This window comes from Actinocatenispora comari, from assembly GCF_017312725.1.
Lineage (GTDB): Bacteria > Actinomycetota > Actinomycetes > Mycobacteriales > Micromonosporaceae > Actinocatenispora > Actinocatenispora comari.
On sequence record NZ_BOPO01000117.1, the window covers coordinates 30,113 to 55,322 of the forward strand.

At 68.6% G+C, this 25,210-nt stretch carries 28 protein-coding genes, 1 tRNA gene and 1 pseudogene; 6 read left to right on the forward strand and 24 right to left on the reverse strand.

Annotated elements, in window-relative coordinates:
- Positions 1–202: 202 nt before the first annotated feature.
- Complete coding sequence (locus tag NUM_RS28675) at positions 203–1,195, forward strand: CPBP family intramembrane glutamic endopeptidase (RefSeq protein WP_207128077.1); 993 nt, start codon at positions 203–205, stop codon at positions 1,193–1,195.
- Here NUM_RS28675 and NUM_RS28680 read toward each other — a convergent pair.
- The 4 genes and pseudogenes from NUM_RS28680 to NUM_RS28690 form a co-directional block, all read right to left on the reverse strand.
- The gene (locus NUM_RS28680; protein WP_207128078.1) at positions 1,171–1,824 is read right to left on the reverse strand and encodes a response regulator transcription factor; all 654 of its coding nucleotides are present in this window, start codon (positions 1,822–1,824) and stop codon (positions 1,171–1,173) included. The two genes, NUM_RS28675 and NUM_RS28680, sit on opposite strands and share 25 nt — an antisense overlap.
- A complete protein-coding gene (locus NUM_RS37450) occupies positions 1,812–2,555 on the reverse strand; it encodes a sensor histidine kinase (RefSeq protein WP_370467079.1) in 744 nt (247 codons plus the stop codon). The genes NUM_RS28680 and NUM_RS37450 overlap by 13 nt, the downstream gene beginning before the upstream one ends.
- A pseudogene (locus tag NUM_RS38000) lies at positions 2,532–3,063 on the reverse strand (sensor domain-containing protein); the annotation flags it as partial. The pseudogene NUM_RS38000 and the gene NUM_RS37450, both read right to left, overlap by 24 nt.
- A 112-nt stretch (positions 3,064–3,175) precedes the next feature.
- Positions 3,176–4,198: a phospholipase D-like domain-containing protein gene (locus NUM_RS28690; RefSeq protein WP_207128079.1), complete on the reverse strand. Its 1,023-nt coding sequence runs from the start codon at positions 4,196–4,198 to the stop codon at positions 3,176–3,178.
- A 171-nt stretch (positions 4,199–4,369) separates the two neighbouring features.
- On the opposite strand from NUM_RS28690, the gene NUM_RS28695 reads away from it, so the two are divergent.
- On the forward strand, positions 4,370–5,083 hold the full coding sequence (locus tag NUM_RS28695; protein WP_207128080.1) for a Pr6Pr family membrane protein: 714 nt from the start codon (positions 4,370–4,372) through the stop codon (positions 5,081–5,083).
- A gap of 175 nt (positions 5,084–5,258) precedes the next feature.
- Here the strand turns inward: NUM_RS28695 and NUM_RS28700 are convergent, their stop codons facing one another.
- A complete protein-coding gene (locus tag NUM_RS28700) occupies positions 5,259–5,795 on the reverse strand; it encodes a DinB family protein (RefSeq protein ID WP_225918917.1) in 537 nt (178 codons plus the stop codon).
- A gap of 252 nt (positions 5,796–6,047) precedes the next feature.
- On the opposite strand from NUM_RS28700, the gene NUM_RS28705 reads away from it, so the two are divergent.
- The gene (locus NUM_RS28705; protein ID WP_207128081.1) at positions 6,048–6,917 is read left to right on the forward strand and encodes an alpha/beta fold hydrolase; all 870 of its coding nucleotides are present in this window, start codon (positions 6,048–6,050) and stop codon (positions 6,915–6,917) included.
- Between the two features lie 129 nt (positions 6,918–7,046).
- On the opposite strand, the gene NUM_RS28710 is transcribed toward NUM_RS28705, so the two are convergent.
- The 3 genes from NUM_RS28710 to NUM_RS28720 all read right to left on the reverse strand — a co-directional run bounded on the left by NUM_RS28710 (position 7,047) and on the right by NUM_RS28720 (position 9,331).
- Positions 7,047–7,574: a hypothetical protein gene (locus NUM_RS28710; protein WP_207128082.1), complete on the reverse strand. Its 528-nt coding sequence runs from the start codon at positions 7,572–7,574 to the stop codon at positions 7,047–7,049.
- A gap of 72 nt (positions 7,575–7,646) precedes the next feature.
- On the reverse strand, positions 7,647–8,573 hold the full coding sequence (locus NUM_RS28715) for an SAM-dependent methyltransferase (protein WP_207128083.1): 927 nt from the start codon (positions 8,571–8,573) through the stop codon (positions 7,647–7,649).
- A gap of 164 nt (positions 8,574–8,737) precedes the next feature.
- Positions 8,738–9,331 carry a TetR/AcrR family transcriptional regulator gene (locus tag NUM_RS28720; RefSeq protein ID WP_207128084.1) on the reverse strand — a complete coding sequence of 198 codons (594 nt, stop codon included), beginning with the start codon at positions 9,329–9,331 and terminating at the stop codon, positions 8,738–8,740.
- 138 nt (positions 9,332–9,469) lie between these two features.
- On the opposite strand from NUM_RS28720, the gene NUM_RS28725 reads away from it, so the two are divergent.
- Positions 9,470–10,456, forward strand: a complete 987-nt coding sequence (locus NUM_RS28725) for an oxidoreductase (protein WP_207128085.1) — start codon at positions 9,470–9,472, stop codon at positions 10,454–10,456.
- A gap of 441 nt (positions 10,457–10,897) precedes the next feature.
- Here the strand turns inward: NUM_RS28725 and NUM_RS28730 are convergent.
- The 13 genes from NUM_RS28730 to NUM_RS28790 all read right to left on the reverse strand — a co-directional run bounded on the left by NUM_RS28730 (position 10,898) and on the right by NUM_RS28790 (position 19,506).
- A tRNA-Arg gene (locus tag NUM_RS28730) sits at positions 10,898–10,970 on the reverse strand.
- Positions 10,971–11,013: 43 nt separating this feature from the next.
- Positions 11,014–12,243 carry a tyrosine-type recombinase/integrase gene (locus NUM_RS28735; RefSeq protein ID WP_207128086.1) on the reverse strand — a complete coding sequence of 410 codons (1,230 nt, stop codon included), beginning with the start codon at positions 12,241–12,243 and terminating at the stop codon, positions 11,014–11,016.
- Positions 12,243–12,455, reverse strand: a complete 213-nt coding sequence (locus NUM_RS28740) for a helix-turn-helix domain-containing protein (RefSeq protein WP_207128087.1) — start codon at positions 12,453–12,455, stop codon at positions 12,243–12,245. The genes NUM_RS28735 and NUM_RS28740 overlap by 1 nt, the downstream gene beginning before the upstream one ends.
- A 57-nt stretch (positions 12,456–12,512) precedes the next feature.
- Positions 12,513–14,003, reverse strand: a complete 1,491-nt coding sequence (locus NUM_RS28745; protein ID WP_225918918.1) for a replication initiator — start codon at positions 14,001–14,003, stop codon at positions 12,513–12,515.
- 41 nt (positions 14,004–14,044) lie between these two features.
- On the reverse strand, positions 14,045–14,416 hold the full coding sequence (locus NUM_RS28750; protein ID WP_207128088.1) for a hypothetical protein: 372 nt from the start codon (positions 14,414–14,416) through the stop codon (positions 14,045–14,047).
- Positions 14,413–15,051 (reverse strand): hypothetical protein, encoded by a 639-nt coding sequence (locus NUM_RS28755; RefSeq protein WP_207128089.1) that lies wholly within the window; start codon positions 15,049–15,051, stop codon positions 14,413–14,415. Before NUM_RS28755 ends, NUM_RS28750 begins: the two co-directional genes overlap by 4 nt.
- A gap of 1 nt (position 15,052) precedes the next feature.
- The gene (locus NUM_RS28760; protein ID WP_207128090.1) at positions 15,053–15,451 is read right to left on the reverse strand and encodes an RRQRL motif-containing zinc-binding protein; all 399 of its coding nucleotides are present in this window, start codon (positions 15,449–15,451) and stop codon (positions 15,053–15,055) included.
- Positions 15,451–16,458, reverse strand: coding sequence for an RRQRL motif-containing zinc-binding protein (locus tag NUM_RS28765; protein ID WP_207128091.1), 1,008 nt, complete (start codon positions 16,456–16,458; stop codon positions 15,451–15,453). Before NUM_RS28765 ends, NUM_RS28760 begins: the two co-directional genes overlap by 1 nt.
- Before the next feature lie 83 nt (positions 16,459–16,541).
- Complete coding sequence (locus NUM_RS28770) at positions 16,542–16,823, reverse strand: hypothetical protein (protein WP_207128092.1); 282 nt, start codon at positions 16,821–16,823, stop codon at positions 16,542–16,544.
- Positions 16,820–17,695 (reverse strand): FtsK/SpoIIIE domain-containing protein, encoded by an 876-nt coding sequence (locus NUM_RS28775; protein WP_207128093.1) that lies wholly within the window; start codon positions 17,693–17,695, stop codon positions 16,820–16,822. The genes NUM_RS28770 and NUM_RS28775 overlap by 4 nt, the downstream gene beginning before the upstream one ends.
- 93 nt (positions 17,696–17,788) lie before the next feature.
- Positions 17,789–18,652, reverse strand: a complete 864-nt coding sequence (locus NUM_RS28780; protein ID WP_207128094.1) for a hypothetical protein — start codon at positions 18,650–18,652, stop codon at positions 17,789–17,791.
- A 200-nt stretch (positions 18,653–18,852) separates the two neighbouring features.
- On the reverse strand, positions 18,853–19,125 hold the full coding sequence (locus NUM_RS28785; protein WP_207128095.1) for a hypothetical protein: 273 nt from the start codon (positions 19,123–19,125) through the stop codon (positions 18,853–18,855).
- A gap of 63 nt (positions 19,126–19,188) precedes the next feature.
- Positions 19,189–19,506 (reverse strand): hypothetical protein, encoded by a 318-nt coding sequence (locus NUM_RS28790; RefSeq protein WP_207128096.1) that lies wholly within the window; start codon positions 19,504–19,506, stop codon positions 19,189–19,191.
- Positions 19,507–19,690: 184 nt separating this feature from the next.
- On the opposite strand from NUM_RS28790, the gene NUM_RS28795 reads away from it, so the two are divergent.
- On the forward strand, positions 19,691–20,470 hold the full coding sequence (locus NUM_RS28795; protein WP_207128097.1) for an XRE family transcriptional regulator: 780 nt from the start codon (positions 19,691–19,693) through the stop codon (positions 20,468–20,470).
- A gap of 1 nt (position 20,471) precedes the next feature.
- Positions 20,472–20,948 (forward strand): NUDIX hydrolase, encoded by a 477-nt coding sequence (locus tag NUM_RS28800; RefSeq protein WP_207128098.1) that lies wholly within the window; start codon positions 20,472–20,474, stop codon positions 20,946–20,948.
- Here the strand turns inward: NUM_RS28800 and NUM_RS28805 are convergent.
- The 3 genes from NUM_RS28805 to NUM_RS28815 form a co-directional block, all read right to left on the reverse strand.
- Positions 20,940–21,506 carry an HDIG domain-containing metalloprotein gene (locus NUM_RS28805; protein WP_207128099.1) on the reverse strand — a complete coding sequence of 189 codons (567 nt, stop codon included), beginning with the start codon at positions 21,504–21,506 and terminating at the stop codon, positions 20,940–20,942. The two genes, NUM_RS28800 and NUM_RS28805, sit on opposite strands and share 9 nt — an antisense overlap.
- 580 nt (positions 21,507–22,086) lie before the next feature.
- The gene (locus tag NUM_RS28810; RefSeq protein WP_207128100.1) at positions 22,087–22,959 is read right to left on the reverse strand and encodes a DUF4435 domain-containing protein; all 873 of its coding nucleotides are present in this window, start codon (positions 22,957–22,959) and stop codon (positions 22,087–22,089) included.
- Complete coding sequence (locus NUM_RS28815; protein ID WP_207128101.1) at positions 22,953–24,269, reverse strand: ATP-binding protein; 1,317 nt, start codon at positions 24,267–24,269, stop codon at positions 22,953–22,955. Before NUM_RS28815 ends, NUM_RS28810 begins: the two co-directional genes overlap by 7 nt.
- Between the last annotated feature and the right edge of the window lie 941 nt (positions 24,270–25,210).

Sequence of the window (25,210 nt, forward strand, 5' to 3'; positions counted from 1 at the left end):
CCGGGCGGTCGCCGGCTGGTTCGGCGCGGCCGCGCGGCGCTGACCGTCGCGCACCGGTTGGTACCCCAGGCGCTACCGCCGGACGGTCGCCTGCGGGACCGGAAGGTCGGCAGCTGGCCGGAGTGATCGTGCCCGGTTTCGGTGGTGATCTGGGGTGGGGCCGCGATCGCGGCTGCCGACCGCCGCAGCGAAGGGCCGTACGATGCGCACACCGCCGGATGAATCCACCCTCCACCCACCGATCGGTGCCGTCGCGGCCGGGCGAACCCGGGGGTTCGCCGCGCTGGTGCGGCGGTTCCCGCTGGTCAGCTTCTTCGTGCTGGCGTACGGGATCAGCTGGTTCTGCTGGCTGCCGTACCTGCTGTCCACCGACGGTCTCGGCCTCGAACCGGGCCTGACGCTACCGAGCCTGCTCGGCGACAGCCAGCTCGTCGGCGTGCTGCCCGGCGCGTACGCGGGGCCGCTCGGCTCGGCGCTGATCGTCACCGCGATCACCGGCGGCCGGGCCGGGCTGCGCCGGTGGCGCCGTCGCCTGCTGCGCTGGAAGGTCACCTGGTACTGGTACGCCATCGTGCTGCTCGGTGTGCCCGCGCTGCTGGTCGGCGGCAGCCTGACGCTGCCCGGCGTGCTCGGTGACACGCACCTGCCAGGGCTGGCGATCGTGGTCGCCTACCTGCCGATGCTGGTACTGCAGGTGCTGACCACCGGTGCCGCCGAGGAGCCGGGTTGGCGCGACTACGCGCTGCCGGTACTGCAGCGCCGGCGCGGCCCGGCGCTCGGCACGCTGATCCTCGGCGTGGTCTGGGCGTGCTGGCACCTGCCGCTGTTCTTCACCGCCTGGTCGCTCGCCGGCCGGGATCCGCACACCGGCCACTGGTGGGCGACGGTCGGCGCGTTCGTGCTGATGGCGGTCGCGTTGAGCGTCCTGATCACCTGGGTGTTCAACCACACTCGGCAGAGCCTGCCGATCGCGCTGGTCCTGCACGCCAGCAACAACGCGACCGCGAGCCTGATCCTGCCGACGATGTTCCCGCACCTGTCGCCGTCGTCGACGATCGTGGCCGGCGTCGTCGCGTACGGCGCGGTGGCGGTGTTGCTGCTCGCGGCGACCCGCGGCCGGCTCGGCTACCGCCCGGAGCAGGTCGAACAGACCGTGCCGCGGCAGGAACCTCAGCGGGCCGCGTCGTCCAGGTAGTGCAGCACGGCGGCGACCCGGCGATCGGTACGGTCGTCGGGCGCCAGGTCGAGCTTGGCGAAGATGTTGCGGATGTGCTTGTGCACGGCGCCGTCGCTGACCACGAGCTTCTCGGCGATGGCGGCGTTTCCGAGCCCCTCCGCCATCAGCGCGAGCACCTCCCGTTCCCGGCCGGTGAGCCGGTCCAGCGGGCCGTTCGCCCGGGTGCGCGCGAACATCTGGGTGATGACGTCCGGGTCGATCGCGGTACCACCGGCGGCGACCCGGTGCAGCGCGTCGAGGAACGTCTCGACCCGGCCGACCCGCTCCTTCAGCAGGTATCCCAGCCGGCTCGCGCCGGCCGCGAGCAGCTCGGTCGCGAACGCCTGCTCGACGTACCCGGACAGGACGAGGATCGCCAGCTCCGGCTGCCGGCCCCGCGCCGCCACGGCGGCCCGGATGCCCTCGTCGGTGTGCGTCGGCGGCATCCGGACGTCGACGATGGCCACGTCCGGCCGGTGCTCGTCGACCGCGGCGAGGAACGGGTCCGGCCCGTCCGCGGTGGCGACCACGTCGAGCGACTCGGCCCGCAGCAGCAGCGCCAGCCCCTCCCGCAGCAGCGGGTCGTCCTCGGCGATCACGATCCGCACGGCAGTTCCGCCTCCAACGTCGTCGGCCCGCCTCGCGGGCTGTCCACGGTCAGTACGCCGTCGTGCGCGGCGACGCGGCCGCGAATGCCGGCCAGGCCGGAGCCCGCCGTCTCGTCCACCCCGCCGGTACCGTCGTCGGTGACGCGGACGCGCAGCCGGTCGCCGGCGCGGCGGACCGAGACGGTCGCGTGGTGCGCGCCGCTGTGCCTGGCGACGTTGGTCAGCGCCTCCGCCACCACGAAGTAGGTGGTCGCCTCGATCGACGCGGCGCACCGGCCGGGCGCGTCGAACTCCAGCCGGCACGGTACCCGGCTGTCCGCGACCAGCGCGGCGAGCGCGCCGTCCAGGCCGCGGTCGGCGAGCACCGGTGGCAGGATGCCGCGGACCACGCCGCGCAGCTCGGCCAGCGCCGATTCGGCGGCGGCCTGCGCGCGCTCCAGTACCTCGTCGGCGGTGGCCGGGTCGCGGGACAGCGCCCGCCGGGCCGCGCCGAGCAGTACGGTCACGCCGACCAGGCGGTTCTGCGTACCGTCGTGCAGGGCGCGCTCGATCCGGCGCAGCTCGGCGGAGTGCGCGTCCAGCGCGGCGGCCCGGGTCGCGGTCAGTTCGGCGATCCGCAGCGACAGGTCGACGTCGCGGTGCGGTCGCAGCAGCGACCGGCCCGGCGCGGACTGCAGCCGGGCCAGCGGCGGGCCGAACACCAGCCAGGCCACCAGCCAGCCGAGGCCCACCGCGGCGGCGGCGAACGCGGTCGGCCAGGACGTCACGGTGACCAGCACGCTGAGGCCGGTGGACGCCATCCCGGGCGGCGCCAGCGGCCACCACAGCGGTACCGACAGGTCGCGGACGGTCAGCACCGGCAGCAGCAGGCCGATGAGCCCGAGCGGGACGCCGACCAGCGCGTGCGCCGGCAGCCAGGCCAGATCGCGCCGGGTGGCCGGATCGGCCAGGGTGGCGCGGATCCCGGTCGGCGCATCCTGGTACGGGCTGGCGAGCGGCGCCGTGCCGGGACAGCCGCCGCCGCTCCCGCTCGGCCAGCGCGCGCACCAGCCGCAACACCGGGACCGCCAGTGGCAGCCCGACGCCGACCAGGCAACTGACCGCGGTCGCCGCGACCACGACGCACAGCGCCGCCGCGAGCAGCGCCGTACCCAGCCCGCCGACCAGCACGCGCACGCTGCGGCCGGCGCGCCCGGCCAGCGCCGAGGCGACGCCGCGCACCGCGAACCGCGCCGCCATCACCGCACCGCAGCGGTCGAACGAGCCGTCACGCCGGGACACGGTACCGTCCCGCCGCCCGATGCGGCCCCGCCGCCCGGACGGGCGCCGCTGTTCGGTCCACTGTGGAGGATCAGCTCCAGGCCGTGCCGCCGGCGTAGTCGGTGGCCACCGCGGTGTCGATGCCGTCGATCAGCCCGCTGTTGGTGGAGATGACGCCGAGCTCCCGGTTGTGGTTCCAGGACGCGTCGGAGAAGTTCTGCGAGCCGACATCGACGACCTGGGCGGCGGTGCCCCTGTCGGCCACGATCACCTTCGCGTGGATGTACCGGGACGCGGTGTACGCGTAGGTGTGCACGTGCGCGCCCGCCGCGGTCAACGTGTCGAACTCGGTGGCGTAGTCGTTGGCGTCGTTGGTCATGGTGATCTCCACGGTCACCCCGCGCTTCGCCGCGGCCGCGAGCGCGTCGGTCACCTCCGGGTACGCCATCTCCTCGTTCTCCACCGACAGCGAGGTGGTGGCGTTGGCGATGATCGGCAGGATCTGCTGCTCCGAGTCGGTCGGCGACCAGACCAGGTTGTCGCCGTCGGTCGGGGTGAACGCGGTGTCGGTGAAGTCGGCGGCGAACGTCTTCTCGATCGCCCGCACGTCGTACGAGTTGTTCTCGATCACCGCGAAGTCCCGGCTGGTCGCGTAGTACTGGCTGGTCAGGTTGCCGCTCATGATCGCGCTGGTGGCGCCGTCCACGGTGATCGTCTTCTGGTGCGTGGCCTCGTAGGTCGTCCATGCCCAGTGCACCTGGACGCCGTGCTGCCGGAGGTAGTCGTACGCGGTGGTGTTGTGCGACTTCTCGCGGTTCTGGTCGAGGATCACCCGGACCGTCACGCCGCGCGCCGCCGCGTCGGCCAGGTGCTGCTCGGCGGTGGTGTCGGTCAGCTCGTACATGGTCATGTCGAGGGTCGTCGTCGCCGAGTCGATCAGGTCGTAGATCGGTGCCAGCCCGTCGTCCGGCTCGGTGACCAGCTGGTACGTGCTGTCCGGTCGCATGATGCCGGCCGGTGTGCCGGTGCGTGCCGCGGACGCCGGGGCGGCCACCACCGCCGCCGCGAGCGTGCCGGCCAGCGCGACAGCCAGTACGCGTGCCTGGTTGCGCATCTCGAACCTCCTGCCGTCGGGAGTCCAACCCGCCAACCAAGCACGTGTCGATGTTGTCGTGCTATGCCCGAATAGCAAACCTTCGGCAAGAACTTCGCGAATCGGCACCAACGCGACCGTCGCGGTGTCGTGCCCGTACCGGCGTGCGCGCGGCCGGTAGCGTCAGGCGCCATGGGAACCGAGCTCGCGCTCCGCCGGATCGGGCGCGCCTGGCACGGCGTGCTCGCGGTACTGATCGGCGCCGCGCTCGTCGCGCAGGTCGTCCTCGTCTGTACCGGCGGGGACGGCGACACCGACGTGTCGGTCGCGGCCCGGCTGGTCCGCACGTTCAGCTTCTTCACCATCCAGAGCAACATCCTGGTGCTCGCCGACTGCGTCGTCCGGGCGGTACGGCCGGCCGCCGACGGTCGGCTGCGCCGGGTGCTGCGGCTCGACGCGCTGCTCGGCATCACCGTCACCGGCCTGGTGTTCGCGCTGGTCCTCGCCGGCGACAGCCACCCGACCGGGCTCGCCTGGTGGCTCAACCTGATGTTCCACTACGCGGCGCCGCCGATCGCGGTGGTGGGCTGGCTGCTGTTCGGCCCGCGCCACCGGATCGACCTCGCCTCGCTCGGGTGCGCGCTGATCTGGCCGCTGCTGTGGATCGGCTACACGCTCGCGCACGGCGCGGCGAGCGGCTGGTACCCGTACCCGTTCCTGAACGTCACCGAGCTGGGCTACGCCGTGGCGCTGCGCAACCTGGCGCTCGTGGTCGTGCTCGGGCTCGTGCTGCTCGCCGCCTTCGCCGGCCTGGACCGGCTGCTCGCCCGCAGCCGGTGGACCGGCGGCACCGCCACGGCGACCCCCGGCCCGGCCGTACCTGAACCGCGCGTCGCCGGCGACTGACCCGCTCGCTCGTCACGCCAGAGCCGGGCCGCCGGCGACCGACGCGCTCGCTCGTCACGCCAGAGCCGCGCGCCGTCGGCGACCGACGCGCTCGCCGGTCGCGCCTGGACTGCGGGCCGCCGACGGTGGCGAGAGGTCACGGCGCTCGGAGCACAGCGTGGCCGGGTGCCGGCCGCTACTCGCCGGTGGTGCCGTCGATCGCCTCGCGCAGCAGGTCGGCGTGGCCGACGTGGCGCGCGTACTCCTCCACCAGGTGCGCGAGCACGAACCGGACGCTCGCCGGCCCGAACTCGTCGTTGTCGACGATCCGGTCCAGGTCGGCCTCGCCGAGCCGCTGGAACACGGCCCGCGACTCGGCGCAGGCGGCGAGATAGTCTGCGTACACCTCGCTCGCGGAGGTCGGGTCGGCCTCGTCGTACCACTCCTTGCCCTGCTCGGTCCGGTACGTGCGGTACGGGTGGAACGTCGGCGACGTGCCGCCGATCCGGACCCCGAACCAGTACCGCTCGGCGCCCTGCAGGTGGCGCAGCAGCCCGAGCAGGCTCAGCCCCGAGGCCAGCGGCCGCCGTCGCAACTCGGCATCGGTCAGCCCGCTGCACTTCCAGCCCAGCGTCGCCCGGTGGAAGTCGAGCATCCCGCCGATCACCGTCAGCCACGACCCGGTCAGTACCGGCTCGGGCCGCGACACCGCGCCGATCACCGCCTCGTCCACACCGTCTCCCTTCGTCCGCGGTCGGCGCCGCCCCGTGCCGGCACCGACCGTCGCCAGTACCGACGTCGCCGCCGCCCCGAACTCATCGGTACGCCCCGGACGCGACCGGGCCCGCCGAGCCGCCGTCGCGGGCGGCGCGCGTGCCGGCCGCTCGGGGACCGGCCGAAACCGGTCCGGTGGTGCTGTCGCTCGGGCATCGGTCCAGCGGGCCGGCACCGATGAGTCCGGGCCGGTGACGCCGTCGGTACCGGTATGACGACGACACGCGTACTGCCCACCGACGGCGCCAAGATCACCTACGACGTGCACGGACCGCTGCCGACGGCCGACGGCAGGCCGCCGCTGGTGATGATCGGGCAACCGATGGACGCGTCCGGGTTCGCCGCGCTGGTGGCGCAGTTCCCGGACCGCACCGTGGTCACCTACGATCCGCGCGGCCTCGGCCGCAGCAGCCGCTCCGACGGGCGGGTCGACCAGACCCCGCAGACCCAGGCGGCCGACGTGCACGCGCTGATCGGGGCGCTCGACGCCGGGCCGGTCGAGCTGTTCGCCAGCAGCGGCGGCGCGGTGACCGCGCTGGCCCTGGTCGCCGGGTACCCGACCGACGTGACCACGCTGGTGGCGCACGAGCCGCCGATGATCCCGGTACTGCCGGACGCGGCCGCCGCGTCCCGCGCGCGGGAGAGCTTCCTCGCCGCGTACCGGGCGAACGGGTGGGGCGCCGGGATGGCCGCGTTCCTCGCGATGACCTCGTGGCAGGGCGAGTTCACCGACGAGTACCTCGCCCGGCCGGCACCGGACCCGGCCGCGTACGGCCTGCCCGCCGAGGACGACGGCAGCCGCGACGACCCGCTGCTGTCCGACCGGTCGCTGGCGATCAGCGACTACCGACCGGACGTCGCGGCGCTGACCGCGGCACCGACCCGGGTGGTCATCGCCGTCGGCGAGGAGTCCGCCGGCACCTTCACCGCCCGTACCGCGGCGGCGACCGCCGCGCTGCTCGGCCAGGAGGCGACGGTCTTCCCCAGCCACCACGGCGGGTTCGTCGGCGGCGAGTTCGGCTACGCCGGCCAGCCCGAGGCGTTCGCCCGCCGCCTCCGCGAGGTCCTCGCCACCGCCTGACCGGCCAGAGGTTCGGACCGGACCGGGGCGGGCCCCGGTCCGGTCCGAACCCCTGGCCCGCGGGAAGCTGGCGCGCAGTTCTGGTGCCGTTCCCGGTTTCCGGGCCAGACGTGCCGGTGCCGGTACCGGTCACGGCGGGCGGGTGTCGGGTCGGCTGAGGTAGGTACGGAGGGTGGCCACCGTCTCGGCGAACTCGTCGGCGGGGACCGGGATGGCGTTGCTCCGCGGCCGGAAGAGGCGCCAACCGTCGTCGCGTTGGATCGGCGTCTCGACGACGCGACCGCGGGTCGGCACGATCCAGATGGTGTAGCGGGCCGGCGGGCCGAACCGCTCGTCGGCCCGCGCGACCTCGACCTGGTCGATCTCGTCCCAGCGCAGCGTGCGTCGCCACAGCTCGGATCGCACCCGCAGCCCGGTGCCGCTGGCGTACAGGCCGGTCCGCATGATGCCCCAGAGCACGGCGAACCACGCGGTCAGGAACGAGTACGCCACGACCGGGCCGAGCACCCGCATCGCCGGCCTGGCGGTGGGGTGCGACAGCGAGTCGACGATGCCGTCGGTGATCACGGCGGTGAACACCACCCCGAAGAGCAGCATCGGGACACCGGCGAAGTACCGGAGGTTGCTGCGCGGGGCCACTCGCACCCAGGTCGACATGGCTTCCAGGGTGGCCGACCGGTGGTGGCGCCGGATCGTCCGTACGGCCAGGATGCGGGGCGGGATCCGGTGCTACGGCAGGGATCCGGTGAGGTAGCGGGTGTCACCCATCCGCGCCTCGTCGTCCCCCAGGGAGTCGAATCCGTTGGCGGCGAACAGTTCCCGGATCGTCGTCGTCCGCAGGGTCCAGCCGCGGTCGGCCAGGTACGGGGCGGCCTCGTTGCGGTCGCCGTAGTAGCGCAGCCGCGCCATGTCGGAGTCGAAACCCTCCGCGCGCCACCGTTGCGCGATGCGGTCCAGGTGCTGCCGCGTGCGGCCGTCGTCGCCCGGCTTCGGGTTCGGCCGGCTCTCGGTGGCGAGCCGGCTGCCCGGGGCGCTGAGTCCGGTGACGGTGTCGAGCAGCCGGTCCTGGGCCTCCGCCGGCAGGTAGCCGAGCAGCCCCTCGGCCGCCCACGCGGTCGGCCGGGACGGATCGAATCCGTTGGCGCGCAACGAGGTCGGCCAATCCTCGCGCAGATCGGCGCCGACCGGGCGCCGCTCGGCGACGGGCATGGCGCCGAGCCCGCCCAAGGTACGGGTCTTGAATTCGAGCACGTCCGGCTGGTCGACCTCGTAGAGCACGGTGCCGGCCGGCCAGGACAGCCGGTACGCGCGGGAATCCAGCCCGGCGGCGAGGATCACCACCTGTCGGATGCCCGCAGCCGCCGCGGCGAGAAAGTACTCGTCGTAGAACCTGGTCCGTACCACGGCGATGTCGAGCCAGAGCTGCTCGACCGCGCCGTCCGGCCCGGAACCGCCGTCCGCCGCCACCTCGCCGCGCGCCAACCGGGTCAGCACGTCGACGCCGACCGCCCGTACCAGCGGTTCGGCGAACGGGTCGTCGAGCCGGTCGGGGTCGGTACGGGTCACCAGCGCCCGGACCGCCGCCGACATCGTCGGGGTCGCGCCGACGCTCGACGCGAGGTCCCAGCCGTCCGCGTCGTGCCTGCCGGAGTCCATGGTCGCCCCTCCTCGGTGTTACGTGGTCCCGCCGGTACGTCGCGCCGGTGCCGATCGGTGATCGACGGGTTGGCGACCCCGCCGAGCCGCCGAGCCGCCGAGCCGCCGAGCCGCTGAGCCGCTGAGCCGCTGAGCCGCTGAGCCGCCGTGCCGCCGTGGGTGGGTCAGATCGTGCCGCCGCCGCTGGTGTCGGTGCTGGTGGAAGCGGGTGTCGGGCGCAGGCCGCGGCAGATCACGGCGATGATCCGGTCCGGGTCCGGCCCGTCGTAGGCGAGGCAACCGGCGGTCAGCGCCTTGAGATCGGGGAAGGTGATGCCGGGCTCGACCGCGCCGGCGGCCTGGGCCTCGGCCAGCATGGTGCGCAGCCGGTCGGAGACGTTGCAGTCGGCGTCCGACGCGGCCGAGTCGAGGTCGATTCCGCTGCCGGCCAGCGCTTCGGCCAGGCCGCGGTGCGCCGCTCCCTCCTGGATCAGCCGGGTGAAGAACGCGAAGAACGCGGTACCGGCGTCGTGCTCGGCAACCAGCGTGTCCGCGTACCCGCTGAGCTGGCCCATCCGGTCGAGCAGCACGGCGGCGTAGAGCGACTCCTTGGTCGGGAAGTGCCGGCTCACGGTGCCGGTGCCGACGCCGGCGCGCCGGGCGATCTCGTGCACCGGCACGGACAGCCCCTCGGCGGCGAAGACCTCCGCCGCGGTGTGCAGTACCCGGTCGCGGTTGCGCTGGGCGTCGGCCCGCAACGGCCGGTGCGCTCGGGTCACCACGGCTCCTCTCCCTCGCCGGTTGACAAGCGGGACAGCCGTCCCGGATAGTTGAAGCGGGATGGCCGTCCCGATTATGGCAGACCCGGCAGGCAGCCACCGCCCGGCGCCCCCGGGCACGTCGAGAGGGAGAGCACAGTGGCTCAACGTTGGACCGAGCGCGACGTCCCCGACCAGGCCGGCCGTACCGTGGTCGTCACCGGGGCGAACTCCGGCCTCGGGTTCGAGACCGCACGGGTGTTCGCCCGCCACCACGCCCAGGTCGTCCTGGCCTGCCGAAATCCGCGGAAGGCGGACGAGGCGGGCCGTCGCATCCGGGCGGAGATCCCGGCCGCGACGCTGCGGACCCTGGAACTGGACCTGGCCTCGCAGGCGTCGGTACGCCGGGCCGCCGAGCAGGTCCGACGCGACCACCCGCGGGTGGACCTGCTGATCAACAACGCCGGCGCGCTGATCCGCCGGTACGAGCGGACCGAGGACGGGTTCGAGCGGACCCTGGCCACCAACCATCTCGGCCCGTTCGCGTTCACCGGCCTGATCCTGGAACGGCTGCTGGCGACCCCCGGCTCCCGGGTCGTGACGATCAGCAGCGTGGGGCACCGGCGCGGCGTGCTGAACTTCGACGACCCGCACTTCGCCGCCGGCTACCGGCGCAACCAGGCCTACTTCCAGTCGAAGCTGGCCAACCTGCTGTTCGGCTACGAACTCCAGCGGCGTCTCGCGGCCGCCGGCGCATCGACGCTCTCGATCGCCGCGCATCCGGGCAACGCCCGTACCGCGTTCGGCTCCGATCAGCTGCCGATCCGGATCTTCACCCGCCCGGTACTGCTACCGCTCACCTGGTGGCTGTTGCAGGACCCGGCCACGGCCGCGCTGGCCGGCATCCGCGCCGCCGTCGACCCGGACGCGCCCGGCGGCCGGTACTACGGCCCGGACGGTCGCAACGAGTGGACCGGGCATCCGGTCGAGGTGCGGTCGATCCCGCGGTCGTACGACCGGGACGCCCAGCGGCAGCTGTGGGAACTGTCCGAACGGCTGACCGGCGTAGGGTATCCGCTCGCCGCGACCGTCTCGCCCGGTTCGGGCGCCACCGGACCGGCGTCCCGGGACCGGTCGGCTTCCTGACCCCGGGGCGTGCAGCCCGGGCGACCCCGGTGGCAGTTCCCGGGCGCCACCACCAGCACGAGGAACACCGACCCCTGGACCGGATCCATCGTCACGGGGACGCCGAGGCCGACGCTGCTGCGGCTGGGCGCGGCGGTGGCCACCACCCGGTTGACGACGTTGGCCGCGTCGAGGTCGCGGCACCTGGCCCGGACCACCGTCACCTGCGGCCCGGGCAGCGAGCCGTCCCGGTACGAGCCGTCCTTCCCGCGTTCCGGCGACGGTCAGTACCCCGGGGATGGCGGCCGGCGAACCCGGCGCCGAGTAGTGGCTCGTGTTGCCCGCCGCGGCGACGACCACCACGTCGGGACGGGTGACCGCTGGCGTCGGTGCAGGCACCCGGTCGTCGCGCGGACGATCCGGGGTGGGGCGGTGAGCGGCTGCACCGCCCGGTTCGTGTTGTGCCCCCGGCAGGATTCGAACCTGCGACACCCGCTTTAGGAGAGCGGTGCTCTATCCCCTGAGCTACGAGGGCAACGACCGGCGTTTTCCCTGGTGAGCCGGCCTTTGGCTGGGTCCTACGCCACATCGGAAGCTCCTGGCTTCTCGCCACGTGCCCCTTCCGTGCCCCTCGGACCCGAGCCGAGCTTACCGGCCGGGGTGCCGGTGCCTCCATCGACATCCTCGGCCGAGCTGTCCGACGAGGGTCGAGCAGCCTCGGCAAGCTTACCGATCCGGTCGGCTACCTCACGGTCTCGCCGCTGGGTCGCATGCAGGTAGATCAACGCGGCCCGACTGGTGGAATGGCCCATCCGCTGCATCAGCTCCGCCAGGTTGGCCCCCGCCTCCGCCGCAAGTGTGCTTCCGGTGTGGCGGAGATCGTGAAAATGGATCTCGGGAACGCCGACTTCCACGCGAGCTTTGGCCCAGAGTCGGTGGAAGTTGTTGCGCTTCGGACGTCCACCGCGCGGACCGATGAACAGCAACGCGTCTTGCTCCTCGCCGACGAACTCCGTCAAGTGCTCCTCAATTTCGCCTGCCAAGAACTCGGGAAAGGTCAATGTGCGGAAGCCCTTCAAGGTCTTGGGGTCACCGTCCTGGATCGGTCCTTTGTCACCCTGAATCCCGTTCCGCGCGACGCGCAGCGTGCGGGTTTCGAGGTTCACCCGCTCCCGCCGGAGCCCAACCAGTTCACCCCAGCGCAGAGTGACGAACGTGGACAGAAGAACCATGAGCCGGTACCGCTTCGGCAGAGCGTCAGCGAGTGCGAAGACCTGATCGAGCGTGATCACCTCGCGCTCTGGAGTCTCGACCGTTCCCGCGCCTTTGATGTTGCAGGGGTTCCGTTTGATCATGTGGTCTTCGTTGACCGCAGTGTTCAGAGCGGCCCGCAGCAGCCGGTACGCACCAGCCCGACGCTGCTCGCCAACGCCAGCCTCCCGCATCCGCCGCAGCCAACTCCTGACGCGGGCTGACGTCAGCTCGTTGACATCGACGTCAGCCAGGTACGGCGTGATCTGGTTGCGCAGGTACGCGCCGTAGTTCTCGCGTGTGCGCAGCCGGATATCCCGGTCCGCAATCCATGTCTCGACGTAGTCCACGACCGGGACGCATCCAGAGTCCGGGTCGATCCAGTCGCCATGGTTAATCTCGTGTTCCTTGTCGGTCAGCCACTTTTCTGCAGCCTTCCGAGTCTCGAACGTCTTCGGTGCGGTCCGCAGCAGACCATCCGGGCCGGGGTAACGAGCCTGCCACCGACCGGACGGCAACTGACGGACCCGACCGAAGTGCCGCCGTCGTCGTGCCATCACACCACCCTCCTCAGACCACGCCCAACCGGCTCCACACGGCCAGCCGCAATGAACTGCTCCAGGTCGTCCTCCCCGATGCGGACAGCACGGCCAAACTTGAAGTACGCGATGCGCCGCTCCTCAATGAGCCGACGGACAAAGCGCTCCGTCTTGTTGAGGCGTTCCGCCGCCTGTTGCACGTCCAGAAATCGTTGCTTGGTAACGGTCATTCACCACACTCCTCAATAGACAGTCCTCACAGGACAAACGCCGTTGACACGCACGTGTCAGCCTCCGTTGTGCATCTCGTGGATGAGGTCTTCACGTCCGGCGTGTTGGCGGGAGCGGGCGAGGGCGGCGGAGGTGTTGGCGAGTTTGGCGTCGCCGAGGGTGTGCCAGCCGGTGCCGACGTAGGTCAGGTTGCCGACGATGAGGGTGGTTTCGCCGTCGGTGTTGGTGGCGGGTTCGGTGTCGACGGTGCGGCGCCAGATGACGCGCTTGTTGCGCAGGATGCGGAAGGTGACGGAGTAGCCGCGGGATTGGGTGAGGGGGTGGCCGCCGCTTCCGAGCATGTGTGCCCAGCGGCGTAGCTTGCGCCATTCGGGGACGCGGCCGAGCCACCATGCGGCCCAGACGAGGCGTTCGGTGTGGGTGCCTTCGTCGTTGGCGTAGAGGTCGATGGTGTCGGAGTTGAGTCGGCGGGAGACGTGCCCGGTTGCCTCGGTGGATTTGGTGAGGTACTTGGCGAGGTAGCCGGCGACGAGCCGGTCGGTGATTTCGGCGTCGCCGCGGAGCTGGATGGGCCGGATGTCGAGTTGTTTGCCCCAGCCGATGCGCCAGCCGTCGGGCTGGTCGGGGTGCGCTTCGGTGGTGAAGGAGGTTCCGGCGACCGCGTAGGTGATGGCGTCGGTGAGGTCGATGACGTCGAGTTCGGCGGGCGGGTCGATGGTGTCGCCGGTGTCGGGGTCGATGCCGTCGAGGCGGAACACGGCGTGGTAGTGGATCACGCCGCGGGCTTGGTATTCGGCGACCTTGCAGCAGTTCGGCTTCACAGCGATCGTACCGAGACGCCGGGTGAGGCGGTCGAAGTAGCGGCGCAGCGCGACGCCGATGGTGCGGCGCCACAGTTCCCCGGCGGTGTGGTTCCACACGACCTGGCCGTCGTGGTCGTAGCAGTCCAGGCACAGGGGTGTGCCGTTGATGTGCTCGCCCTTGGCGTGGATGCGAGAGCATCGCAGGTCGACGCCGTGGGGGCACAGGTCAGGGGTGCGGCGGGGCCGGCAGGGTGCGGGTTGCCCGGTGGCGGTGTGTCGGGGGCCGTGGACCAGGCCGAAGGAGGGGGCGGTGAAGGTGACGAACACGGCCGGCCGGTGTGACACGTGCGTGTCGATGCCGTTGCCGCCGATGACACCGGCGCGGATGAGTTGGAACGCGTCGCGGCGGTAGATCTCGGCGCAGTGTGGGCAGACTGTTTCGCGCCGGTTGCCGCAGGACTTGTAGATCACCCCGTCGGGCATGTCCTGCGTCGAGGTGGTGCCCAGCAGCGCGCCGGTGGCGGCGTCGATGCGGTCGATGGAGCCGGCGAGTCGGATCGGGTTGGAGCAGCCGGCGGCGGAGCGGACGTGGGCGAGCCAGTCGAACACGTCGGAGGACGCGGCCCGTTCGATGGCGGTACGGGTCGCGGAGCCGCGCGAGCCGGCACCGAGGGCATCGTCCAGGGAGCGGGAGACAGTGAACGCGTGGGTCAGCTCGGCGGATACACCCGTACCCGGGGCCACCGTGGCGGCTCCGGGTGCGAGTGTGCCTGTCGAGGCAACCATCAGGCGACAGCACCACCGATCATCCGGCGGGTGCGGTGGGTGTTCTTGCTGTCGCGGGTTTCGCGGGGCGCCTTCTTGTGGGGGCGCTCGCCGCTGTAGACGGTGACCGGGATGGTCCAGATCCGGTCGGCGCCGCAGATGCGCAGCAACCCGTATGCCTGGTCATCGGGCAGGCAGCCCAGGTGCGCCCCACGACGGGCGAGGGCCAGGGCGAGCGGTTCCCGGCAGATCCGGCACGGCAGCATCGAGTTGCCGACCGGGGCAGCCTCGCCGGGGGTGTAGTCAGCCGGGGGCCGGGCGTCGACCAGGGCGACGGTTCCGTCGTCGCGGACGAGGTGTTCGCGTCCGTCGATGAAGATGGTGTCGTTCACTGCGACACCTCCGCCGGGGTGTGCCCGTTGACGCGGGCGGGCGGTTGGAAGGTCCACGGCGCCAGCTGTGGCACCGTCGCCGGTTCCGGCTCGACCCGGGTGTCGGTGGTGGAAGGGACCGGCTCAGTGGCAACAGTTTCCGGCTGCTCCAGTGAGTCCGGAACGTTGTCCATTTCGGTTGCCGGCTCAGTGTCGTTGGCCGCGTTGACGGCGCGGGTGGCGTGGCCGGTGGCCAGGAGTGCGCCGGTGGCCATGATCATGAGGCCGTCGACGGCCAGGGGGCCGATGGTGACGGTCAGGGTGTCTTCGCTGTAGTGGTCGAGTAGTCCGGACAGGTGCCGGTACGAGACGACGGCGGCGACCAGGGCGACAGGCAGCAGCCCGCCGAACCGCAGCATGGTCCAGCCTTTGCCAGCCGGCCACGGTATGCGGGTCAGGATCTCCACCGCGACGAACAACGCGATGGGCCAGAAGACGGAGCCGATGACGGCGCCGGTGTCGGGCGACCAGGAGGCGGCGGCCGCGTGGATGGGTGGGATGTAGGAGTGGGCGATGTTGGCCGCCACAGACACGGCGCCGCCCAACAGGGCTCCGATGTAGGCCCAGCCACGGCCGGGCGTGTTCGAGGTTGTCATGTCAGACTCCCGCGCAGTCGAGGCATTCGCCGAATCGGCGAGGGATGTAGTAGCCCTTCACCTGCCCGCAGGTTCGGCAGGTGCGGCGGGCCAGCAGTGCCAGGCCGACCGCGACGAGCTGTCGCGGGGTGGCGGTGCGCTTCTCTTTGGCGAGATCGTCGCGGTACAGATAGGCGACGCGCTGTTGCTTGCGGTGGCGCCAGAGGATCTGTGCGGCGATCGGCTGTCCACCGGGCCGAAGTCCCTTGGCCCGCAACTGTCGTACGGTCGAGTAGCCCGCCGGGGCCATCAGCCACGGGTAGGTCGGCATGCTGTAGTGGACGCCGTCAGGGTCGTAGAACTCGATGTACATGTGCAGCCGTTCCCGGCAGTCATCGAGCACGGCGCTACGGGCACCCATCACCGGTCACCCCGTTTCGCGGCACGAGCGGCGTTGGCCCGGGCCAGCGCGTCGAGCTGTGCCGGGGTGGCCTGCCGCTTGGTCTTCGCGGCATCAAGGCGGTAGAGGTTGGCGAACCGGCGGCCGTGCCGCCAGGTCAGACGAGCGGCGATCGGCTGCCCACCGGGACGAAGCCCAGAAGCGGCGAGCTGCCGCAAGGTGGCGAGCCCGTTCGGGACGGTGCCCCACGGGAACGTGGGCATCCCGTCATGGGCGGCGCCGGTCGGGTCCGGCGTAAGGGTCGGGTCCGGTTGCCCGTCGGGCATGAAGGCGTGCCCGCACACGTCGCACCGGATCAGCCCGGCTTCCGCGATGGTCGGAGCTACTTTGATCTTTCGCGGGCACAGGCATTCGAGCGGGATGGGGTTGTTGGAATTGTCCCGCTTCTTCTTCGGCTTGGCCTCGATCGGGTGCCGAAACAGCGTGATCGCGCCATCGAGCGCGGCGATGGTGGACTGATACCGGCCGGTCGTCAGGTCGGTGATGGTTGTGCGGAAGCCGATCTTGTCGTCGGGTTCGACCGCGAGACCCAGCTCGGTCGCGAGCTGTGCGAAGTGCTTGTTGTGCCAGCGGCCCTGACGCGAGGTGTCCTTCACCTGACGCGCGTCGGCCAGAGCGTGTGCTGCCTCGTGCAGCAGCGTGCCGAGGACTTCGGCGGCGGTGCGGGACAGTCCCTCGCCGGCGACCAGGACCTCAGCGAACTCGGCGTCGCTGTGGCGGTGCCGCCAGCGCAGCGATCCGTAGTGCCCGTGCTCGGCCGGGCGTCCGGTCCCGGTGCCGGGGCCGATGATGACCACCGCGTGGTCGATGTCGGGGTGCTGTGCCCGGATCGCTGCCCAGGCGTCTTCCAGCACCGCCGCCAGACGCGAAATCGCGTACGCGCCGACGGCAGGGTCGGTTGACACGTGCGTGTCAACAGCGGTCGTGCCCTCGCCAGCGACGAGGGACAGGGCAGGGGTAGCCTTCATGGCAACCACTCCTTGAACAGGGGAAACGGTTCACCCGGGGCCGGTCGGTCTTTGGCGAGAGAGGCCGGCCCTCGGGCGTTTCTTCACTTGCAGATGCACTCCAACTCGCCGCAGTCGCCGCAGCGACCGCACTCGGGGCAGTAGTTCGACCCGGTGCAGGATTCGCAGTTGCACCACGGGTCATCGGCGTTTTCGCCTTCGCAGTCCCAGTTGCCGCCGCCGTCGTGGCAGCCTTCGCAGGACGGTGGCGTGACTCGCCATACCGGGCCAGATGGGTTGCGCTGTCCGCTGGACAGCTCGGGATCGGGCGCGGCGCTCACCGACTCGAACGCCGTCTTGAGCAGGTCGGGACGGATCTCGTTCACGCTGCCTCCTTGATCGAGACGACCTCGGCGATCTGCGCCGGGTCGGGAATGGTGTCGGTGCGGCGGGTCCAAGCCGCGTAGTCCACGACGGCTTCGATCTGCCCGTCAGACATCCACGGCGTCTTCATCAGCACCGGGACACCGCCCTCGGCAAGCAGGTAGCCCACGCCGGACTGTTCGGGGGCGATGGCGGAGGCGTCGAAACCCTGCGACGCCCAGCCCCGACCAAGCACCAGATCGGAGGAATCCGCGGTGGTGCACCGGCCCGCGTGCCGGTAGCCGAAGATGTCCCGCAGCGACGCGGGGATGATGTCCACCCCGGAGGGCCGCTGGGTTGCGGCAACCACGATCACGCCGCAAGCACGGCCCCGCGCGACCAGATCACGCAGCAGAGTCGAGAACTCTTCCTGATCCTGTTTGGCCCCGACCGTGGCGGAGAAGTACGCCAGTTCGTCGACCACGGCGACGATCACCGACAGATGGTCGGAGGCGACGATCTTGCGGCGGCCTTGGGCGCGCAGCCAGGCGTAGCGGTTGTCCAGCACCCGCTGCAGCCGCTTCAGGGTGACGATGGCGTCGGCCAGGTCGGGGCCGACGAACTTGTCGGCCACGTCTTCGTACTGGCCCAGCTCCACCCACTTGCCGTCGAACAGCACCAGGCGTGCATCCGCGCAGAGGGCGGCGTGGCAGCAGATCGCGTTGATCAGGGTCGACTTCCCGGAACCGGGTTCCCCGCCGGAGAGCAGGTTTTTGTAGATGAGCCGGACATACACCGGCCGGCCGTACTCGTCACGGCCCAGATAGATCGGGTCGAACATTGACAGTCCACAGCCGACCGGGACACTGCGCCCGGCCACGGTGACAGCGCCCATGACACACTCCTCCTTCAGGAGCCACACAATGGTTGGTAGGGAAGGGATGCGGACCGTTGCGGCAGTCCGCACCCCGGACGATCCGGCGAGGGATCAGATGTAGTCGGTGACGTCCTCACCGGAGGCCGACATCACCACCGACGGGTCGGTGTTCTTCGGTGTCGGCTTGTAGATGGCCGTGTTCGCCGGCTGTTTCTTCGCCGGCTTGGCCTGCTCGGGGACCTTCACGTCGTCTTCGGCGACGTCGTCCAGGTCCAGAGCCGTGATCGGGTCCGCAGCGGGCTTGTCGCGTCCGGGAGCCCCGGACACCTCCACCAACGGGGAATCGACCACTGCGTTCAGGGTGTCGCGGCGTTTGATCTGGAACTCCAGCAGCGCCGCGTACTTGGTCGAGGCGGACTCGACGGTGACGTTCTTCGCCCAGCACGACACCGCAAGCTGATCCGTCCGGTTCTGTAGCTCGCCCAGGGAGAGGCCGGGGCGAAGCCACACCACGACGCGTTCCCCGACCGGGGTCGGCGTGGCGTGCAGGATGAACGGCAGGGTGCCCTCGCGGTTCCCGCGAATGTAGGCAGCAAACGACATCCGCAGCCGATGCCGCGAGATCACGCACCAGCACCACGCCACGGTGCGATGCCGCACAGCCGGCGGCAGCATCAGACCGGCGATCACCGCCAGCAGGATGCCGATCACCAGCGGACCGGCGATCACGTGATACAGGCTGGACATGCCAACCAGCACGAGACCGACGGCGGCGATCTCCACCCACCAGTGGACGATGATCCGTACCACCGGCCACACCAGCACCACCACAAACACGATGCTGGCCACCGGCGCGGCGAGGAACGCGCCCGCCAGCACGGCGAGGATCGGGTTGATGTGACTCGACAGCACCAGCGCCGCCAGCGCCCAGGCCACCAGGGCCGTGACCACGAACGCGGTCTTCGCCCGGCGCATGGACGACCGCTGAACGTTGGAATCGATGATGTTGACGTCGGTACTTCCCCGACGACCACCGAACAACCTAGACTTGGGCATGACTTGCCCACCCCTTCCAAGGGTCAGGTGAGTTGCACATGGGCCGGCGGAGTTCGAATCAGCACCGGCCCACGTGTGTGGGATCGGGTGGAGCCAGCCGCTAACTGGCTCCCCCGGCCTTAACCGGCCAACTGGTAGGTGGCCAGAGCCGCGCGATACGCATCGCCGGCTCGCTTCGCAGCCGTCTGGGCCGCCTTGAACTGCCGGTACGCCTCGTCCCACACATCCGCGTGAGGCTTGTAGGCGTCCAACGCCTTCTGATAGGCGTCCCGAGCCACCACGAACGCGGGGTCATTCCAGACCCGCTCCATGGCGTCAAACAGTCGCGTGGACTCCGCTTCGAGCTCTTCCCATCGCGACCGCATCAGGCTGATGTGCTGTTCACTGAACATGTGCGCCTCCCGCACATAGCTGCGTCTGAACCTGAAGTGCTTTGCTGTCCAGTACGGAAGGTGCTAGGCGGCGTTCTTCGGGGCCGGGAGCTTCTTCAGCTCCACCGCGCGGTACGCGACACCGTGCTTGCCGTTGGTGTTCCACGGCAGAGCCTCCAGCTCCACCGGGGTGACCGGCTGACCAACCGTGACGTCCGGCTTCTCACCTGCGGTCGTCACGTTGATCACCTCGGCACCCGTCGAGTCCAGAACGATCATCTGGACCGTCCACATCGGCAGGCCGTCCCTGTTCCGCTTCTGGCGCTTCTCCCCGTCGAGCTTCTCCGTCGCAGCCTTGGACACCTGGCACTGCTTGTCACTCATGTTCACCAGCAGACGCATTGGCCTTCTCCCTTCGTTGCTGACACGCACGTGTCAACTGGCCAGATCCGAACCCGTCCATCGGGCTCCAGACCATTACGCCGCAGAAGGAGGGGACACGAAGACCGACAGAACGGGACTTATGAGGGACGTCCATGTACACTGAGAACGTCCCCTGAACGTCCCTACGTCCCTGGGTGGGCACATGGCCAACGAGAGACTTCGCGTCGCCATCGCGAAGGCAGGACTGACACCAGACGAACTCGCGTACCGCGTGAAGGTCGACCCCAAGACGGTCGAACGTTGGATCACCAAGGACCGGGTGCCTCGTCCCAGGCAGCGAGTGGAGACGGCCCGCCTGCTCGAAGCCAAGGAGCTTTTCCTTTGGCCCCAGGTGATGGACAGCCCTCAGGCTCGGAGCGCACGTGAAGCGGAAGTCGTCAGGATCTACTACCACCGAGGCGAGTTGCCGGCCAGCTACTGGTACGAACTGATCCAATCAGCCAAGGAGAACATAGACATCCTCGTGTTCTCTGGCCTCTTCCTGCCTGACGGGCATGCCGACCTCGGCAAGATGCTCGCAGCCAAGGCGAGTGAAGGTGTGCAGATCCGCTACTTGCTCGGGGATCCAGAGGGCGAGGCGATCGCGCTGCGGGGCGAAGAGGAGCAGATCGGCGACCACCTGGCGGCGCGAAGCGACCTTGCACGGGGCTACCTGCGCGCGGCATTCGGCGTTGAGGGTGTCCACATCCACCATCACGACACCACGCTCTACAACTCGATCTACCGCTTCGATCGTGATGCGTTCGTCAACGCCCACGCCTACGGCGCACCAGCTGGCGACTCTCCGATCCTCCACCTTCGTCAAGTCGAGGGCGGCCGTCTGTTCGACCACTACATGGACAGCTTCGAGCGAGTGTGGGAAAGCTCCGAGCCAGCGCCGCCCCCGGTGAGCCGTCAGCGCAAGAGGAAGGCGAAGAACTGAGATGGCGCGACGCATCGACTACCTCAACGACCCGAACGCACCCGCGGCCAACAGCATCGTCCCGTCAGCGAACGTCGTCGTGACCAACGAACTCAACGAGGTACTGATGATCCGCCGCACCGACAACGGCAACTGGGCACTACCAGGGGGCGGCATGGACCCGGGCGAGACCTTGACCGAGACCGCCGTACGGGAGGTGGAGGAAGAGACCGGAATCCGTTGCGAGGTAACGGGACTGGTTGGCGTCTACACAAACCCGAACCACGTCATCCTCTACACGAGCAACGGCGAAGCCCGCCAGGAGTTCTCGTTGGTGTACACCGCCCGTGCCGTCTCCGGACACCCAACACCGAGCGACGAGACCTCAGAGGTTCGATGGGTGCCCGAAGGTGACCTCATCACGTTACCGATGCACGAGTCCATGCGGCAGCGCATCGGCCGCTACCTTGAGCACCAGGCGATGCCCTACCTAGGCTGACGCAGTGCGCGCCCTGGCGAGACGTTGCTCCGTCCGACGGACGGCGCCCACGATCTCAGGCCGAGCACGCCGGATGAACCGGGTGACCACATGATCCGGGCCGTACCGCTGGTCAATCTCGTCTAGGCGTTCCGTGACTTCGAATGGCTGGCCGTCCGGCCCCGTGGTCATATCGCTGTACCACAGCGCATCCGTCGTCGCCGTACTCTCGTTGGCGAACTCCGCAGCGAGTACATCGGCAAGCCCGCGCTCATCCGCCTCGATCAACGCACAAGAGTGATTGGCGACCAGGGCAGTCACTCGCGGATCGAACTCATGCCGCCGGAGCCACCGGGCGCCGTCGAGCGGATGAAAGCCCGTGTCGACCAGTCCGCGAACGTAGCCGATGTCGTGCAGCCAGGCAGCAGCGACGAGCGGGTCGCGATCAGTTGGCTCTACGGCCGAGGAAGCCTCACCAGCAGTACGAGCTACCGCTTGGACATGCCGCCAGCGACGCGGAAGCTCCACACTCATGAGCCGCTCAGCGATCGCTCGCGCCTCCTCCACTAGCCCAGCCATGCTGACGACGCTACGCGACCAGGACACGGGGCGCATCAGGCCGTCCGGTCGGTGAGAACTTTCTGTACGGGTTCAAGGCGGCCCTGACGGGCCGCGCGCGCCGCCGTTCGGGCCGCGTTCCGGCCGCTCTGCTGTCGCCCGCGGCCGGAACGCTCCAGGCCCGCGGCAGGCGCGCACACCAACAGGGCCGCCACCCTCGCAAGTTCACACCGAGAGTGACGGCCTTGTCGCAACAGTCATGGGCTACTGACCGCGCCGGTCACCGCCGACGCCGGATGGCGGGGTACGGCGGGCGGGTCGACCGGGCGGCGGGTTGTCAGCTGGTGCCGGTTATGGCGCCTCCGGCGGGGGCGCTCAGGCTCCGGGATGGCCGGGGACCGCTACCGGCCGCCGGGTTGCTGGGCGGGCACTGCCGCCATCCCGTCACCGACGCCCCAGGCACAGCCGAGCAGACCGCCGCCGGGGCCGCCAGCATCCGTGAGCAATGTGCAGACCGCGGAGGGTGGCGGCCCCGGCGGCGGCCCGCTCCCCAGAGGGTGGGACGACGGTGACGGGATGGCTAGGGAATGATGAATGGCGCCTATGCCGCGTTACTGATTCCGACTCGTGACTTCAGCTCGCTTGTCCAGGCTTCGGAATGCACTGGAGAACAGAACGCGACATGCAAAATGTGTTCGAGATGCTCTGGCTTCGTGACAGACGAGGGCGCTGTTCCAATTACACGCTTGAGCAGAGCGGCGAGCGCGGAAAGGAGATCTCTTCCTCGAAAATATGGCCTAGAACCACGTGGGCAAGTTGGAGGATTCTCGATGGTTTCAGCTCCCTGCGCGAAGTCAACAAGAGTGTCTACAGGTGGTGGTGAGCCAGAACTCTTTGCGACTAACGCCATGCAGTATGGACGAATTTTTAGTGCGCACGAGTCAGGGTCGATTTTTGCGCACACGTCAACCGCATCAAAGTTCAATCCCCATTGATGGTAAGCATTGGCGGCACGCAGCCGCGCAAGCGGCTCTACTGCATGATACAGCGCCTTCTTTAGCTGAACTAGTCCTCCAAAGCGGTGCAGCTTATCCGCGCTAGCGACTTCTGATACCAAGACTTTAAAGGCCGATGAGACGATCGCCATGGCTTCGAGATCGGCGTTCTCGTAAGGGAATATCGGAAGGCCCTCGGATTCGGCTGTCGCGATCTTATGATCGAAGTCGCGATCTAGGATTCCGAAAAGCCGCAGTGATGCGACGTTGAGTGCTTCGACTTCCCTTACCACGTTTAGGACATTTGGGCGACCGCCTACTGGAAAAACCGCACATTGATCTAATAGGACTTCCTCCAGAAACCGCGAATCGGAAGGTCCTTCCACCACAAGTACCGGGCGCGGGTCTGCTTGGTGATGCAGTCGAATTCGAGTAGCTGCTTCATCATAATTTTTGATTGAGTGTGGATCTGTCACCATTGTACGGCCAGCTCCTCGACGATGTCCCATCTGCCGTTGATGATTCCGGCCGAGTGGGTAGCGAGGATAATCTGAAGCCCGCAGATCGTTGCTACGTCGGTGATGTCGCTAATAAATGAATGTTTCCAGGCAGCGTGCAGGGATATTTCAGGTTCGTCAATCAGAACAACAGTGCCCGAACTGGTCGAAAACAACAGCATCGTAAACAGCGCCAATAGATGCTGCTCTCCAGAGGACAGGACGTTTACCGGTATCGGCTGTCCATCGAGGTTTGAATGGAAGACGAGACGGCCACTGCTGTCCAACAGGAGAGTCTTGCCGATGAATTTATCGTTCACGATCTGTTGCAGGGTCTTAAGTCGCTCGTGAACCGGAAGGAGAGGAGTAATCTTCTTCTTCCAGTCTTCAATAAATGCCGACAGGACTCGTCGCTCAGTGGTGTCAAGCTCGCGGGATGGCAGTTCCATGTCCCAGCTTGCAGTAGACAAGCCACTTTTGAAGAGCTCCGCATTTTGCTCGGCGAGTTCATCGTATTCTTCTATGAGAACTGACGAAGTGCGGGCACGTCCACCGGCAAATACTCTCGCTGCGAAACTTTCATCAGCTCGTTGGGATGCTGCGAGCGACATCCTTCTTGCCTCGGTAACTTGTATCCGTACCTGATCGATATATTCATCGATTCTGGAATGATATCGCTGTGGATGACGCAGATCAGGATTCTGGAGTCCGGTGTCGAGTCGCTTGGTATCGATGAAGACAGAGCTAAGCTGTCCAAACTCGCGCCACCACGCTGGCCTCGGCGCCGTTTTTCGGCGTCTGGGTCGCGTGCCGCGAGGCTCTACGGCTGTGTTTATGTCATAGCGAATGAAATCCTCGACATAGTCTTCCGGAATAATTTCATTTGTGCGAGTATTCAGAAATACGCCATCCTCGATCTCTTGCCAGTAGTATGGGAGAGGCCGCCCCTCCGGCTTGATGCTCAGTTCGCCGTAGATTCGGCCGCGCGGCCCCTCGCCTCTCAGGGATACCTTCCTTTTTGTGTGGTCAGGAGAACTGATTGCGCGAATCAGTTTCCTCGTGTCTAACTCGATGACTATTTCTTTGAACGGCGTACGGAGGAGCGATTCTGGCCGATTGCCAAGGATGCCATGTATTGTGCGCAGGATATGGGTCTTTCCGACGCCATTTGGTCCTGCTATGATGCTAACGGGGCCATGATCACCGAAATTTAGATGATGCTCTGCATTTTCGTATAATAGGCCATTGGCGTCAAAGGACTTGATTTTCGGCAATGTGCCCTCCCTGGCCATCTTGGATGTCGTTCATGTTTGGGTATAGTTGCGACTCAACTAGCCACATCGGATCTTAGTCCGCTTCGTGCCTGTTGGTGTGCCCACACAGGAAGACCGTGGGAATCGTGTGTCATGTTTCAGTCATCAGTCGTACGCACCAGAAGTATCGGAACGAGCCAGGCTTACGGTGCGATGGGCTTACTCGTATGTCTATATGGCCTCAAACCGTGCAACTGAGAGGTCCGTCGCAACTGCCCTGCCTGACGACCCATCCTCATGATCTGCCTGATGCGGGTGCTCCGCGTGCCCGTTGAGATGTGGAAGGCGTTCTTCCGCGGTGAGGCGTGGGAGGACAGCCAAGTCGGGGTGGTGCGGACTCGATGCTGATCGATCAGTGGGGTCCTTGACCATCTTGAGAGAGCAGCGCCCAACCTATGCCGATGGCTGCGCGAGACTGACGCCGATGCGACGTCAACGGACGCCAACGCCAACGACCGCGAGGCAAGGCCAGGGCCGGCTGAGGACCCTTGACCGCCCGGCCTGCTCCCGTCATGCACACGTTCCCGAGAGTCCGCTCCCGTGCCCCGTGCGTGCCCGTTGGAGCGCGGAACGAGGGGGAACCACGGTAACTGGCGGGAGAAAACCGAGGTCAGCACCGCCGGGCATAGGTGCAGATGGATCGGCAAGCCGTTGGCCGTCTTAGGAGAGCGGTGCTCTATCCCCTGAGCTACGAGGGCAACGACCGGCGCTCGGGCCGGCTGCCGGGCCTTCGGCCACCGTGGAGGCTACCGGATTCCCACCCCGCGCCCGCGGGCCCCAGCCGAAGCTTACCGGTCCGGTACCGGCGGGTCACAGCGAGATCCCGGCGTTCCGGACCGTTCAGGCCGCGACGCCGGTGCCGGAGACGGGGGAGGCTCCGGTACCGGCGTCGCGTGGGGGTGGGGGTAAGGCTTGTCTGC